Annotated in this window: 14 protein-coding genes; 7 read left to right on the top strand and 7 right to left on the bottom strand. The window is 67.6% G+C overall.

Translation table 11 applies throughout. The annotated features are described in order from the left end of the window. Nucleotides 1-5: 5 nt before the first annotated feature. Nucleotides 6-191, bottom strand: a complete 186-nt coding sequence (locus tag AC13GA_RS00700) for a hypothetical protein (protein WP_049424811.1) — start codon at nt 189-191, stop codon at nt 6-8. Nucleotides 192-335: 144 nt separating this feature from the next. Continuing rightward, nucleotides 336-707: a classical arabinogalactan protein 4 gene (locus AC13GA_RS00695; RefSeq protein ID WP_482997353.1), complete on the bottom strand. Its 372-nt coding sequence runs from the start codon at nt 705-707 to the stop codon at nt 336-338. Between the two features lie 140 nt (nt 708-847). Between AC13GA_RS00695 and msrB the strand changes: the two genes are divergently transcribed. From msrB to AC13GA_RS00670, 5 genes are all read left to right on the top strand, one after another. Continuing rightward, a complete protein-coding gene (msrB, locus tag AC13GA_RS00690; RefSeq protein WP_426354471.1) occupies nt 848-1,315 on the top strand; it encodes a peptide-methionine (R)-S-oxide reductase MsrB in 468 nt (155 codons plus the stop codon). A gap of 91 nt (nt 1,316-1,406) precedes the next feature. Next, nucleotides 1,407-2,261, top strand: a complete 855-nt coding sequence (motA, locus tag AC13GA_RS00685; RefSeq protein WP_046983079.1) for a flagellar motor stator protein MotA — start codon at nt 1,407-1,409, stop codon at nt 2,259-2,261. Between the two features lie 3 nt (nt 2,262-2,264). Continuing rightward, the gene (gene motB, locus AC13GA_RS00680) at nt 2,265-3,203 is read left to right on the top strand and encodes a flagellar motor protein MotB (protein ID WP_426354473.1); all 939 of its coding nucleotides are present in this window, start codon (nt 2,265-2,267) and stop codon (nt 3,201-3,203) included. 96 nt (nt 3,204-3,299) lie between these two features. After that, nucleotides 3,300-3,812, top strand: a complete 513-nt coding sequence (locus AC13GA_RS00675; protein WP_482997352.1) for a hypothetical protein — start codon at nt 3,300-3,302, stop codon at nt 3,810-3,812. Nucleotides 3,813-3,825: 13 nt separating this feature from the next. After that, nucleotides 3,826-4,101 (top strand): DUF4031 domain-containing protein, encoded by a 276-nt coding sequence (locus tag AC13GA_RS00670; protein WP_046983082.1) that lies wholly within the window; start codon nt 3,826-3,828, stop codon nt 4,099-4,101. Between the two features lie 81 nt (nt 4,102-4,182). Here the strand turns inward: AC13GA_RS00670 and AC13GA_RS00665 are convergent, their stop codons facing one another. Continuing rightward, a complete protein-coding gene (locus AC13GA_RS00665) occupies nt 4,183-4,725 on the bottom strand; it encodes a DUF6630 family protein (protein ID WP_046983083.1) in 543 nt (180 codons plus the stop codon). An 89-nt stretch (nt 4,726-4,814) separates the two neighbouring features. Between AC13GA_RS00665 and AC13GA_RS00660 the strand changes: the two genes are divergently transcribed. Next, nucleotides 4,815-5,063 (top strand): DUF3297 family protein, encoded by a 249-nt coding sequence (locus tag AC13GA_RS00660; protein ID WP_012509930.1) that lies wholly within the window; start codon nt 4,815-4,817, stop codon nt 5,061-5,063. An 81-nt stretch (nt 5,064-5,144) separates the two neighbouring features. On the opposite strand, the gene AC13GA_RS00655 is transcribed toward AC13GA_RS00660, so the two are convergent. From AC13GA_RS00655 to AC13GA_RS00645, 3 genes are all read right to left on the bottom strand, one after another. Continuing rightward, nucleotides 5,145-6,794 (bottom strand): Na+/H+ antiporter, encoded by a 1,650-nt coding sequence (locus AC13GA_RS00655; protein WP_012509929.1) that lies wholly within the window; start codon nt 6,792-6,794, stop codon nt 5,145-5,147. A 118-nt stretch (nt 6,795-6,912) separates the two neighbouring features. Next, nucleotides 6,913-7,701, bottom strand: a complete 789-nt coding sequence (locus tag AC13GA_RS00650; RefSeq protein WP_482997351.1) for a dioxygenase family protein — start codon at nt 7,699-7,701, stop codon at nt 6,913-6,915. Between the two features lie 31 nt (nt 7,702-7,732). Then, nucleotides 7,733-8,143, bottom strand: coding sequence for a DoxX family protein (locus tag AC13GA_RS00645; protein WP_004140328.1), 411 nt, complete (start codon nt 8,141-8,143; stop codon nt 7,733-7,735). 96 nt (nt 8,144-8,239) lie between these two features. Here AC13GA_RS00645 and AC13GA_RS00640 point away from each other — a divergent pair, with 96 nt between their 5' ends. Beyond that, nucleotides 8,240-9,121: a LysR family transcriptional regulator gene (locus AC13GA_RS00640; protein WP_046983085.1), complete on the top strand. Its 882-nt coding sequence runs from the start codon at nt 8,240-8,242 to the stop codon at nt 9,119-9,121. A 91-nt stretch (nt 9,122-9,212) separates the two neighbouring features. On the opposite strand, the gene AC13GA_RS00635 is transcribed toward AC13GA_RS00640, so the two are convergent. After that, nucleotides 9,213-12,275, bottom strand: a complete 3,063-nt coding sequence (locus tag AC13GA_RS00635; RefSeq protein ID WP_046983086.1) for a bifunctional diguanylate cyclase/phosphodiesterase — start codon at nt 12,273-12,275, stop codon at nt 9,213-9,215. Nucleotides 12,276-12,440: the final 165 nt, after the last annotated feature.

Raw genomic sequence — 12,440 nt, 5'->3', positions numbered from 1 at the left:
AACCGTCAACGCTGCTGCGGGTGCTTCTGCGAGCGCTGCTCCTGCTGCTTGCCACCCTTGTGCGGCTGCTGCGGGTCCATCTGCTGCTGTTGTTGCTGCTGTTGCTGCTGCGGGTTACGGCCCTGCGGTTCCTTGCCGGGATGACGGTTCTGCTGGTTTTTCATGATCGCGATCCAGTGGACGAAGGACATGCGGCGGCGGAGTGCCGGCGCAGGGCCACGGTGGTCCCGCAACGGTTAATCGCAGGCGAAAAAGCAGTGATCGGCAGGATGTTGTTTTCGTGCGTTCAGGCCGGACAGCGTGCGGTAGCTGCCAACCTTGGTTGACATCCGAGATCAGCGCTTGATCTGCTGGCCGTCACCGGCCGGCACGCTGTCGTAATAGCGGCCGGTGCGCGAATCGAACACGCGGTTCGGACCGGCCGGACGCACCCCGGGGACGATACGGCCATTGCGGTCGTACACCTTGTCGGCCGGCTTGGGCGCTGGGGTGGGCGCAACCTGGGCCGGGCCGGTGGACTTGATCGGCTGCACTGGCTGCGGCGAAGGCAGCACCTGCGGCTGCGGCCTCGCTGGCTGCACGGGCGGCACCACCGGCTGGGGGGCTACGGTGGTGCTGCTGCGGGTGGCGGTCGGATTACCGGTCGGCACCTGAGCCAGCGCCAGCGCGGGCAGCAGGGCCAGCAGCAGGGAAAGGGACAGTTTCATGGCACGCTCCGGTATGGATCGCATTCACCTTGCGCCTGCGCCTGTGTGCCGCCCATGAACGGCCATCACACTTGCAAGGTCGCGCCGGCAACCCCACGTTTGTGGGCATCCCCAGGCCATCGACCCCACGGAGCGCCGCCATGACTGCCTTCGACCTGACGCCCCCGACCACCACCCAGACCGAGGCGCTGGTTGCCGGTCTCAGCAGTGAGGAGCGCCGCGTGCTGCTGCAGCACGGCACCGAAGCGCCGTTCTGCGGTGTGTTCCTCGACAACAAGCGCGAGGGCGTCTATTGCTGCCGGCTGTGTGCGCTGCCGCTGTTCCGCTCCAGCACCAAGTTCGATTCCGGCACCGGCTGGCCCAGCTTCTTTGCTCCGTTCGACCCGGCGCACGTGCGCGAGATCCGCGATACCAGCCACGGCATGGTCCGCACCGAGATCACCTGCGCGCGCTGCGGCAGCCATCTGGGCCATGTGTTCCCCGACGGCCCGCCGCCGACCCATGAGCGCCACTGCCTGAACTCCGTCTCACTTTCGTTCACCGGCAACGGCGAGCCCTGGCCTGACCCGTTGCAGCGTGGCGGTGCGGAAAGCGGCGTGGCGGGCTGAAATACCCCGCTGACCGATTTCACAGAATTCCCTCTTCAGAAAACCGGGCGACGGGCCGACAAGGAGATATCCCCCCTCCTTGCGTCGCCCCATGCTCATCATCGTTGGATTCCTGGTCGTCATCATCAGCGTGCTCGGGGGCTACCTCGGGGCCCACGGACGCCTGGGTGCGCTCTGGCAACCCTACGAACTGGTCATCATCGGCGGTGCCGCACTGGGCGCGTTCCTGGTCGGCACCCCGGCCAAGACGGTCAAGCAGACCCTGCAGGCCATGGTCGGCGTGTTCAAGGGCCCGCGCTACAAGCAACAGGACTACATCGACGTCCTCAGCCTGGTGTACGAACTGCTCAACAAGGCCCGCCGCGAGGGCTTCATGGCGCTGGAAGACCATGTCGAGCGCCCGGCTGAAAGCGCGCTGTTCGGCAACTACCCGAAGGTGCAGGCCGACCATCACCTGATCGACTTCATCACCGATTGCCTGCGCCTGATGATCGGCAGCAACATCGAGCCGCACGAGCTGGAGCCGCTGCTGGAACTGGAGCTGGAAAAGCACCACGCCGAGGCGATGGCGCCGTCGCAGGTGCTGACCAAGGTCGCCGACGGATTGCCCGGTTTCGGCATCGTCGCGGCGGTGCTGGGCATCGTCATCACCATGGGCTCGATCGGCGGCGACATCGTCGAGGTGGGCGGCCACGTGGCCGGCGCGCTGGTCGGCACCTTCCTCGGCATCCTGCTGGGCTATGGCTTCGTCGGCCCGATGGCAGCGGCGATGGAAGCCCGCGCCGAGCAGGACAGCCGTATCTACGAGTCGGTGAAGACCGCCCTGCTGGCCTGCCTGCGTGGCTACAACCCGAAGATCGCGCTGGAATTCGCCCGCAAGACGCTGCCGTCGAACGTGCGCCCGGCCTTCTCCGATTTCGAGCAGCACCTGAAGACGGTCAAGTAAGCCATGGCCGAAACCAAGCCCACTGTCATCGTCCGCCGGGTCAGGAAGGCCGGCCACGCCGCCCACCATGGCGGTTCGTGGAAGGTGGCCTATGCCGACTTCGTGACCGCGATGATGGCCTTCTTCCTGGTGCTGTGGCTGATGGCCAGCACCAGCAAGCCCGAGCGCGCAGCCATTTCCGAGTACTTCCGCAACCCCAGCCCGCTGGTCGGCTCCAGCGCGACGCCGGCGCCGGGCATGGCCGGGCCGGGCGGTGCCAGCACCTCGATGATCAAGCTCGGCGGCGCCACCGATGTTTCGCGCGGCAACAGCAACGATCCCTTCCAGAACCAGCAGAAGTCGATACCGCAGCCGGTGGACGAGCAGCAGCGCGACAAGCAGCAGCTGGAAGCGCTGATGAAGGAACTGCAGGAAGCGATCAGCCGCAGCCAGGCGCTGGAACCGTTCAAGGACCAGCTGCTGCTGGACCTGACCCCGGAAGGCCTGCGCATCCAGATCGTGGACAAGCAGAACCGGCCGATGTTCGACCTCGGCAGCGCCACCCTGAAGCCGTACACACAGCAGATCCTGCACGAGCTGGCCGAGTACCTGAACCACGTGCCGAACCGGATCAGCCTGACCGGCCACACCGACATCACTGCCTATTCGGCCGCGCGCGGCTACGGCAACTGGGAACTGAGCGCCGACCGCGCCAATGCCGCGCGCCGCGCGCTGATCGATGGCGGCCTGGAAGACAGCAAGATCACCCGCGTGGTCGGCCTGTCTTCGTCGGTGCTGTTTGACAAGGCCGATCCGCAGAACCCGATCAACCGCCGCATCAGCATCGTGGTGATGACCCAGGCCGCCGAGCAGGCCGCACTGGCCGGTGCCGGCCCGCAGGTGGGGCTGTCGGCCACCACCGCCGACCCGGATGTGCAGGCGGCGCAGGGGCCGGTGCGCTGAATCGGGGTCAGATGCCTTTCCAAGGGAAAGGCATCTGACCCCACCTGCGCCCGGCCGCTACAATGGCGGTCTTTCCTTTTCAGGTGATTCCACCCCATGTCCCAGAACTCCAAGGCCAAGCGCGACAAGCGCAAGAAGCAGCAGGCCAAGCGTCCGTTCCTCCGTCTGAACGCGCGCGAGCAGGTGCAGAACCATGCCGTGCTGCTCAGCGAAGACGGCCAGGCCGTGGCCGCCATCGGCCTTCAGGGCCGTGAGTGGCTGCTGGCCATCGGTGGCCAGACCATGGGCAACGCCGACAACCCGGTGCCGATGCTGGCCATGCTCAAGCACCTGTCGAACATGCAGGAAGCCGAAGGCCGCACGGTCACCCTGGAATACTCCGAGCTGATGCAGAAGCTGCTGGACACCCTGGCCGCTGAAGCCGGCCAGACCGCCGAGGAGTACCTGGACAAGCTGGTGGCCGAGTTCGCCAGCGAGCAGGCCGAAGACGCAGCCGCTGAAGGCGAAGCAGTTGCCGATGAGGCTGCTGCAGAGACCACCGGCGCCGAAGGCGCTGCCGACGCCGAGGCCACCCCGGCCGCCGACGCCGACGGCAAGCCGCAGGCCTGATCCGGCCACGGCGGTGTCGGTCTACGTCGATGACGCGGTGCATCCCTGGCGCGGACAGCGCTGGGCGCACCTGATGGCCGACACCCTGCCCGAGCTGCACGCCATGGCCGCGCAGCTCGGCATTCCACCGCGGGCCTTCCAGAACAAGGCCAGCGGCGCGCATTACGATGTCACTGCAGACCTGCGTGCGCAGGCAATCGCGCTGGGTGCCCGCGCGATTTCCCGGCATACCGACCGCGCGCTGGTGAAAGCGGTGATCGCCAACGCCAGGGCGCAGTACCGGCCGTAGATGGTTAGCGCCGGGCCATGCCCTGCGAGCGCGCAGCGCGGTGAAAAGCCGCCGGGCATGGCCCGGCGCTACCGATCAATCTCAGAACGGGTCGCTGCCCAAGCGGATTTCCACGTTCAGCAGCGAACACAGCGCCAGCATCGCGTCGTCGTCGCGGGTCAGTGCCATCACGCCAGTGAAGCCATCGCTGCCGGCATCCACGCTCCACAGCGTGTAGTTGTGTTCGCGCAGGCGATCAAAAGCGGTGGACATCAGCTGCACACCGTCCAGGTCCTCGGCGAAGTCCTCGTCATCGAGGTCACCACCCCAGTCCAGCTGTACGTTGAAGCGCGCCGACAGTTCATTGACCGCCGACTGCAGCGAATCCAGGTCGTCGCGCTCCACGTCGAAGCCCGACTGCCAGGCGATGGCCGTGAACAGGGCCGGCAGCCAGTCGCTGTCAGCCTCCAGCGGCTGCCCCTGCTCGGCCAGCTGCTCGCGCCAGCGGTTGAACTGCTGCAGGGCCTGTTCGTCATCACCCGGATTGATCAGCACCAGCAGGTTCCAGACACGCGCCTCGAAATCGGCCTCGTCGAAATCCTGGACGTCTTCTTCGAAGTCGAAATAATCGCTGTTGTCGGGCATGGCGGGCACTCCTTGGGGCAGGCGGGCATTCTACGGTTTATCCTGTAGCGCTGAAGCCGGCCTTGGTGGCCGTCACCCTGAATGAAGCGATGAGCGATACCCCTCCCGACCACCTGGCGATCAACCCGGCCAGCCCCTTCCATGATGCGCAGGCGCTGGAGCGCGGCGTCGGCGTGCGTTTCAACGACGTCGAGCGCGACAACGTCGAAGAATATTCGGTCAGCGAAGGCTGGATCCGCGTGCAGGCCGGCAAGGCCCGCGACCGCCGTGGCAACCCGATGACGATCAAGGTCAAGGGCAAGGTCGAGGCGTATTTCCTGGAAACGAAGCCGGAATAAGCACGGCTCTCGGATCCTGGGGTCAGATCCCTTTCCTGCGGAAAGGGATCTGACCCCGATCGACGGCGCCCGACCGCAACGTCATTCGCGCTTGCGCGATTCCAGCAGGTCCAGGTTGCGGATCAGGCGTCGCGAGATCTCATCGGAGATCACCCCGCGCCGGGTCAGCCGGAACAGTTCCTCGCGCTCGGCATTGAGGCCGGCGCTGCGCAGCTGGCGATAGCCCAGTTCCATGCGCTGCACCTTCTCCGGGTCCACGTCGGGCCCGTCGCTGTCCTTCTCCAGGTGTCGCTGGTACAGCAGGCTCACCCGCGAGGCGGCGTCGTTGTACAACTGCACGTTCTCGGTGTTCTGGTTCATCACCATCTGCTGGCGCATGCGCTCCACCCCCGCCAGCGCGGCCTTCGATGACAGCCTGCGTGCCAGGTCTTCTTCCTTGCGTTCGCCCGAATCGGCCGGCAGCTGCAGGCCCTTCAGCAACTGCGGCAGCGCCACGCTGGCGCCGACCAGCGAGAACAGGATCACCGCCGCGGCCAGGAAGATCACCAGGTCGCGCGCCGGGAACGGACTGCCATCAGGCAGGAACAACGGCAGCGTCAGCACGCCGGCCAGGGTGATCGCACCGCGCACACCGGCCACCGAGGTGGCCACCACGATGCGCCAGTTCGGTGCCTCGCCACGCTCCAGCCCGCGACGCCGCGCGCGCAGCAGGTTCCAGCGCAGCGACAGCCATACCCACAGCAGGCGCAGCGTGATCAACGTGGCGTTGATCACCAGCACGTAGACCAGCAACCACCACGCGCTCTGGTGGCCGCTCTCGTTCATGGTGGTGGTGGCACGTTCGACAATGCCCGGCAGCTGCTCGCCCAGCAGCACGAACATGATGCCGTTGAAGCTGAACTGCAGCATGTTCCAGACCCCGGCACGCTGCACGCGCATGCTGCCGGAGACGCGGCCGGTCATTTCCACGTAGCTCATCGAGATGCCGGCCGCGACCGCAGCCAGGATGCCCGAAGCATTGATCTCTTCGGCCAGCAGGTAGGCCGCGAACGGAATCAGCAGGTTGACCAGCATCGCCGCACCCGGCTCCTCGCCGAAGCGGCGCCACAGCCAGCGCTGGAAGGTGGAAACACCGAGGGTGACCGCCACGCCCACCGCCAGGCCAGCCACCGCCACCCACAGGAAGGTCAGCGAGGCCGTGGCCAGCGAGAAGGTACCGGTCATCACCGCCGCCACCGCGAAGCGGAAGCAGACCAGGCCGGACGCATCGTTGAGCAGCGACTCGCCTTCCAGGATGTGCATCAGGCGCTTGGGAATCGGCGCCTTGGAGGCGATCGCCCCGACCGCCACCGGGTCGGTCGGCGACACGATCGCCGCGAGCGCGAAGCACACCGCCAGCGGCATCACCGGAATCATCCAGTGGATCAACAGGCCGGCACCGATGACAGTGAACACCACCAGGCCGAACGCCAGCTCGAGGATCGCGCCTTTATCGCGGAACAGGCCCTGCTTGGGGATGCGCCAGCCGTCGAGGAACAGCAGCGGCGGCAGGAACAGCAGGAAGAACACTTCCGGCTCCAGCGCGTGCCCGCGGTTGAACACCCCGGCGATCACCGCACCCAGGCCGATCTGCACCAGCGGCAGCGGCAATGAGAACGGCAGGACGCGAACCAGGTAGCCGCTGGCGACAACGGCCACCAGCATCGCCAGGACGACTTCGATGGTATGCATGCTTCTTCCAGGAAGCGGCGCGCGGGGAGGCACGGGGGGCCAGCGCCGGAAACCCGGAAAAAATTACCACACGCGGCCACGACCGCGGCGACCACGGCCGCCGCGCGTCAGCCCCGGCTCATGCCCCGTCGAAGCGGTACAGGTCCATGGCAAGGAATCCGGCGTCGATGCCGGCATCGATGCGACGGGCACCGAAGCCACTCTCGCCGGCCGCGCCCATTGCGAAGAACAGCGGCAGCAGGTGCTCATCGGTGGGATGCGCGCGCTCGGCGAACGGCGCCTGCCGGCGATAGTCCAACAGGGCCTGGCGATCATCAGCAGCCAGGCGCTGCTCCACCCATTCGATGAAAGGCCGCACGTACGGCGCTTCCTTGCCGTCCTGGTAATCGCCCCAGTCGTGCAGGTTGTGGGTGATGCTGCCCGAGGCGACCAGCAGCACGCCCTGCTCGCGCAGCGGTGCCAGCGCGCGGCCCAGCGCGAACTGGTGCTCGGGGCCAAGCAACGGCTGGATCGACACCGGCACCACCGGGATATCGGCCTGCGGGCGCAACAACCGCAGCGGCACCCACGCACCGTGGTCGAGGCCACGTTGCGGGTCGAGCGCCACCGGCAGGCCAGCGGCGGCGATACGGCCGGCCACCTCTTCGGCCAGCGCTGGATCACCCGGCGCCGGGTACTGCAGTTCGAACAGCGCGCGCGGGAAGCCACCGAAGTCGTGGATGGTCGGCGGCTGCGGGTGCGCGCCGACCAGCGGCTGCCGGCCCAGCCAGTGCGCCGAGGCCATCACGATGGCACGTGGCGCCGGCAGGTCACGCGCCAGCTCGGCCAGGCGCACGCCGACCTGGCCCGGATGCAGGGCAGTCATCGGCGAACCATGTGAGATGTACAGCGAAGGCAGGCGGGACATGGAATTCTCCAGTTGCAGGATCAAGCGGCGATCAGCGCGAACGCAGGGTCCACTTGCCGTCGCCGACCAGGAACAGCACCACCAGCGCCAGCGCCCAGAACGCCGGGTATTCCCAGCCGCCGCCAGCGTTGGCGAAACTGAAGCCATTGGCGCCATGCACGGTGACGATGGTGCCGAGCAGCAGCGGCACGCCGATCAGGCCCACCCAGCGTGCGTAGATGCCCAGCAGCAATGCGGCGGTGATCACCAGCTCAACGCCGATGGTGAGGTAACCGAGCACGCCAGGCAGGCCCAGCGATTCGAAGAACGCGGCGGTACCGGCCGGGGTGAACACCAGCAGCTTGGTCAGCGCATGGACCAGGAACAGCACGCCCAGGGCCAGGCGCAGCAGGGTGGCGCCATACGGGGCCAGCGGCGAAACAGGAGCAGTCGTGGTGTGCATGGGGGAAACACCTTGAGGGAGTGACCACAGGTTATTGCGCCTTCACGGATCTATAAATACGATCTTTCGACCGTATTTATTTCAAAAGGCGCAATAATGGACACCCTCGAGGCGATGCGCGTGTTCGTGGCGGTGGTCGAGCGCAACGGCTTCAGTGCTGCCGCGCAGGCCCTGGACCTGTCCACCGCCGGCGTCACCCGCCACGTCGCCGCGCTGGAGAAGCGCCTGGCCACGCGCCTGCTCCACCGCACCACGCGCCGGGTCAGCCCGACCAGTGCCGGTGCCGCCTACTACGCCCAGTGCGTGCGCCTGCTGGCCGAGTTCGACGCGCTGGAGGCCAGCATCGGTGCACAGGCGCTGGAGCCCTCGGGCACGCTGCGGATCAACGCGCCGGTCAGCTGGGGCATCGCTCGCCTCGGGCCACTACTGGCCAGCTACCGCGAGCGCTTTCCACAGGTGGAACTGGACCTGGCCCTGTCCGACCGCCTGGTGGACATGGTCGAAGAAGGCTACGACGTGGCCATCCGCATCACCCGCGAGCCCGGCCCCACGCTGATCGCCCGCCGCCTGGGCGAATCGCGGGTGAGCCTGTGCGCCGCACCTTCGTACCTGGCCGTGCACGGTGCGCCGAAGACCCCGCAGGAGCTGCAGGCACATGCATGCCTGAGCTACAGCTACTGGTCCGCCGGTGACCATTGGCCGCTGCAGGGGCCCGGTGGCGAAGTGAAGGTGGCAGTAAGCAGCCTGCTGCACGCCAACAACGGCGACGTGCTGCGCGAAGCAGCAATCGCCGGCATGGGCGTGATCCTGCAACCGGATTTCCTGCTGGAAGACGCGTTGGCTGATGGTCGCCTGGTGCGCATCCTGCCCGAATGGGAGGCCTCGCCGATCGGCATCTTCGCGGTCTACACCAGCCGCAGCCACCTGGCGCCAAAGGTGCGCAGCTTCATCGACCATCTGGTGGATGCGGGGGTGTAGCCGAGTCTGGCGTCTGCCGGCCAGCGGCCGGCACTACCGTCATGTTTCGCTCGGGTAGTGCCGGCCGCCGGCCGGCAGATGCGAAACCCGATCAGGCGGGAACCTCGTCCAGCGCATCAATGATCTGCTCCAGCGGCGCCGGCCGGCCCAGCAGATAGCCCTGTACCTGGTCACAGCCGTGCGCGGCCAGCCAGTCCAGCTGCCCGGGCGTTTCCACGCCCTCGGCGATGATGGTCAGCCCCATGCTGTGGCCCAGCGACAGCAGCGCGCGGCAGATCGAGGCGTTGCGTGGGTTGGTTTCCACGTCGGCAACGAAGCTGCGGTCGATCTTCAGGATGTCCAGCGGCAGGTGCTGCAGGTAGGACATGCTCGAGTAGCCGGTGCCGAAATCATCCAGCGACACGCTGATGCCCTGCTCGTGCAGGCGCTGCATGGTCTGCATCGCCTGCGCCGGCTTGCGCATCAGGCTGCTCTCGGTCAGCTCCACGTGCAGCGCGCCGCGAGCCAGGCCGAAGTCCTGCTGCGCGCGCGTGAACTCGGTTACCAGGTCACTGTTGAAGAACTGCACCGCCGACACATTGACCGCGATCGGCAGCTCGCCCCAACCGGCATCGACAAGCCGCCGCTGTGCCTTCGCCGCCGCGCGGATCACCCAGCGCCCCAGTGCCAGGATCAGTCCGGTGTCTTCGCACAACGGGATGAACTCGTTGGGCGGAATGAAACTGCCATCAGCCTGCGGCCAGCGCAGCAGCGCCTCCAGCGCCGCCGGACTGCCATCGCCGGCGTGCCGGATCGGCTGGAAGTACAGCTGGAATTCGTTGTCGATGGCGGCATGGATGCGCCCGGCCAGGCGCAGGCGGTCGGCCAGCCGCGTGGTCACCGCCGCGTCGAACCAGACCACCACATTGCCCTCGGCGCGCGCTGCATGCGCGGCCTGTGCCGCCATGCCGATCACCTGCTCAGCGCTGTGCCCGTCACCGGCCACGTGCGTAGCCACGCCGATACGCGGCTCGAACTGGTGCAGCGAATCCTTGCCGCGCATCGGCGCCGATACGATCTGCAGCAGGTCGTCCAGCACGCGCTGGACATCCTGCCCGGTGCTGATGGCGAACACGAAATCCTCTGCCGGCTGGAAGGCCAGCGTGCCGCAGCGTGCACCCAGCCCGCCGAGCCGGGTGGCCATCGACTGCAGCACCGCATCGCCGATCTCGCGTCCCAGCGTATCGGCCACCAGCTGCAGGCCGCGCAGCTGTACGAACGCAATGGTGTAGCCCGCATCGTGCTCGTCCAGCTGTTCGGTCAGCGCGCGCACGTTGAGCAGGCCGGTGGCCGGGTTGTGCCGCGCCTGGTAGGCCAGGTCGCGCTCATAGGCCAGCCGTTCGCTGACATCCTCGGCCAGCACCAGGCATGCCGGCTGGCCGTCGAAGTCGAGCCGGGACAGATGTGCACGTACTTCAAACACGCTGCCGTCCTTGCGCCGGTGCAGTCGCACGGTGGCGTCCTGCAGCTCGCCGACCCGGGCCTTGGCGATCGCGCCCTTCACCTCGTCCCAGCCTTCGCGCGGGCGGATGTCGAGGATGCTCATCGCCAGGAATTCCTCGCGGCTGTAGCCATACTGGCGCACCGCCGCATCGTTGACCTCGATGAAGCGCAGCGTGTCCGGATCGAACACCCAGAACGGCGCCGGGTTGCGGTCGAACAGCAGGCGGAAGCGACGCTCCGCTTCGCCCATCTGCTCCCGCGCCTGGTAGCGCTCGCTCAGGTCGGTCAGTGCACCGATCATGCGCCGCTCACTGTCAGCCACCTCCACCCGCTGGCCACGCGCACCGACCCAACGCACCTCGCCACCGGGCAGCACCAGCCGGAACACCTGGTCGAGCACCGCACTACCGGCAAACGCCTGGTCGAAGGCGTGCTGCAGGCGCGCGGCGTCATCACGGTGCACGCGCGCGAAGAAATCGGCCACCGGCAGCGCATCGGTCTGCACCCCGAAGATCTCTCGGGCCAGCGGCGACCAGCGCAGCAGTGCCGCGTCCTCGTCCACATACCAGGTGCAGACACGGCCCACCTGGTGCGCCAGCCGCAGTTCGGCGTGGCCGGTCTTCAGTTCCTCCGCCATCGACTGCTGGCGGAGGGTGCTGCGGCGCACGGCGTACAGCAGTACCAGCAGCACTCCCACGTAGGCCAGCACGATCGCCACTGACGCCTGCAGGTACGGCCACCATGGCGCCAGCACGTCCTCATCGGCCAACCCGACCTGCACCGCCAGCGGGCTGCGCTCGAGCGTGCTGATGGTGATGATCCGTGGCACGCCATCGACCACGCCCGGCACGCTGCCCAGCTCGACCACCGCCTGCTTGCCGAGCAGGTCACGCCGAGGCAGGTCGAAGCGACGGCCGACCGTGCCATGCGGATCCGGCACCCGCGCCAGCATGTAGCCCTCGGCATCGCTGATCGAGACCAGTCCGTTCGGGCCCACATCCAGCCCGCCGATGATGCGCTGCAGTTCGCCGCAGCGCAGCCGCGCCAGCAGCCAGCGATCGTCGGCCATCGCCAACGCCAGCGGCACTACCCAGCCATCGTCGCCGGCCTGCTGCGGCGGACCGATGTACAGCGCGCTGCCCTGCCCGCGCCGCTGCGGGTCGGTCCACAGCGGCAGGTTCAGATCACCCTTGCCGGCGGTGATCGCGCGGCCGTGGCGGTCCAGCACCACAATGCTGTGCAGCTCGGCATGGCGGCTCAGCACACCGCCGATGGCGGCATCCAGCAGTGCCGGCGCCTGTACCGGCACGCGGCGGAACAGTTCGGCGGCGTCGGCGGCGATGCCGGACATCGCCCGTTCCAGGTTGCGCAGTTCCAGCGCCAGCAGGCGCTCGCTGCCCACCGCCAGCGCGCGGCTCTGGCGCTGCGCAGCCTCCAGCCGGCGGTGGTGATCGTTGGCCAGCATGGTGGTCAAACCAGCCACCAGCAACACGCCCAGCAGCACGCCGCCCCAGGTAATGGCGCGCAGCGGCCGGGCCAACGCCCGTTTCAGCGCGGGCATCGGTCGGTCTTCCTTGTGCAGTCGGCTGGCTTCATGCGCGAACGAATCCTCCACGTCCCCGACCTCAACGGCCGGCGGACGCCATTCTTGACGCCTGGCACCGCCCCGCATGGCCACCTCCCCGTGTCCGCGCAGGGTTCCAGCGGCCAGCATGCACCACGCAGCTGGCGCCGTGAAGATCGTATCCGCGCGTTCAGCCAGATCCTGCACAGGCGCTGCGGTGCAACGGAACGGCCAGCTGGGCCGGGGCGGATTAGACTTGGGGTTTTCCGCTGC

This window comes from Stenotrophomonas sp. 22DLJC03, assembly GCF_056861405.1.
This window is presented reverse-complemented; position numbering and strand designations above follow the sequence as displayed.

What these genes read in the sequence shown, in the direction of transcription:
- AC13GA_RS00635 (WP_046983086.1), bottom strand. Translation starts at nt 12,275, where the DNA reads ATGCGGGGCGGTGCCAGGCGTCAAGAATGGCGTCCGCCGGCCGTTGAG.
- msrB (WP_426354471.1), top strand. Translation starts at nt 848, where the DNA reads ATGACTGCCTTCGACCTGACGCCCCCGACCACCACCCAGACCGAGGCG.
- AC13GA_RS00695 (WP_482997353.1), bottom strand. Translation starts at nt 707, where the DNA reads ATGAAACTGTCCCTTTCCCTGCTGCTGGCCCTGCTGCCCGCGCTGGCG.
- AC13GA_RS00650 (WP_482997351.1), bottom strand. Translation starts at nt 7,701, where the DNA reads ATGTCCCGCCTGCCTTCGCTGTACATCTCACATGGTTCGCCGATGACT.
- motB (WP_426354473.1), top strand. Translation starts at nt 2,265, where the DNA reads ATGGCCGAAACCAAGCCCACTGTCATCGTCCGCCGGGTCAGGAAGGCC.
- AC13GA_RS00655 (WP_012509929.1), bottom strand. Translation starts at nt 6,794, where the DNA reads ATGCATACCATCGAAGTCGTCCTGGCGATGCTGGTGGCCGTTGTCGCC.
- AC13GA_RS00665 (WP_046983083.1), bottom strand. Translation starts at nt 4,725, where the DNA reads ATGCCCGACAACAGCGATTATTTCGACTTCGAAGAAGACGTCCAGGAT.
- AC13GA_RS00700 (WP_049424811.1), bottom strand. Translation starts at nt 191, where the DNA reads ATGTCCTTCGTCCACTGGATCGCGATCATGAAAAACCAGCAGAACCGT.
- AC13GA_RS00640 (WP_046983085.1), top strand. Translation starts at nt 8,240, where the DNA reads ATGGACACCCTCGAGGCGATGCGCGTGTTCGTGGCGGTGGTCGAGCGC.
- motA (WP_046983079.1), top strand. Translation starts at nt 1,407, where the DNA reads ATGCTCATCATCGTTGGATTCCTGGTCGTCATCATCAGCGTGCTCGGG.
- AC13GA_RS00675 (WP_482997352.1), top strand. Translation starts at nt 3,300, where the DNA reads ATGTCCCAGAACTCCAAGGCCAAGCGCGACAAGCGCAAGAAGCAGCAG.
- AC13GA_RS00660 (WP_012509930.1), top strand. Translation starts at nt 4,815, where the DNA reads ATGAGCGATACCCCTCCCGACCACCTGGCGATCAACCCGGCCAGCCCC.
- AC13GA_RS00645 (WP_004140328.1), bottom strand. Translation starts at nt 8,143, where the DNA reads ATGCACACCACGACTGCTCCTGTTTCGCCGCTGGCCCCGTATGGCGCC.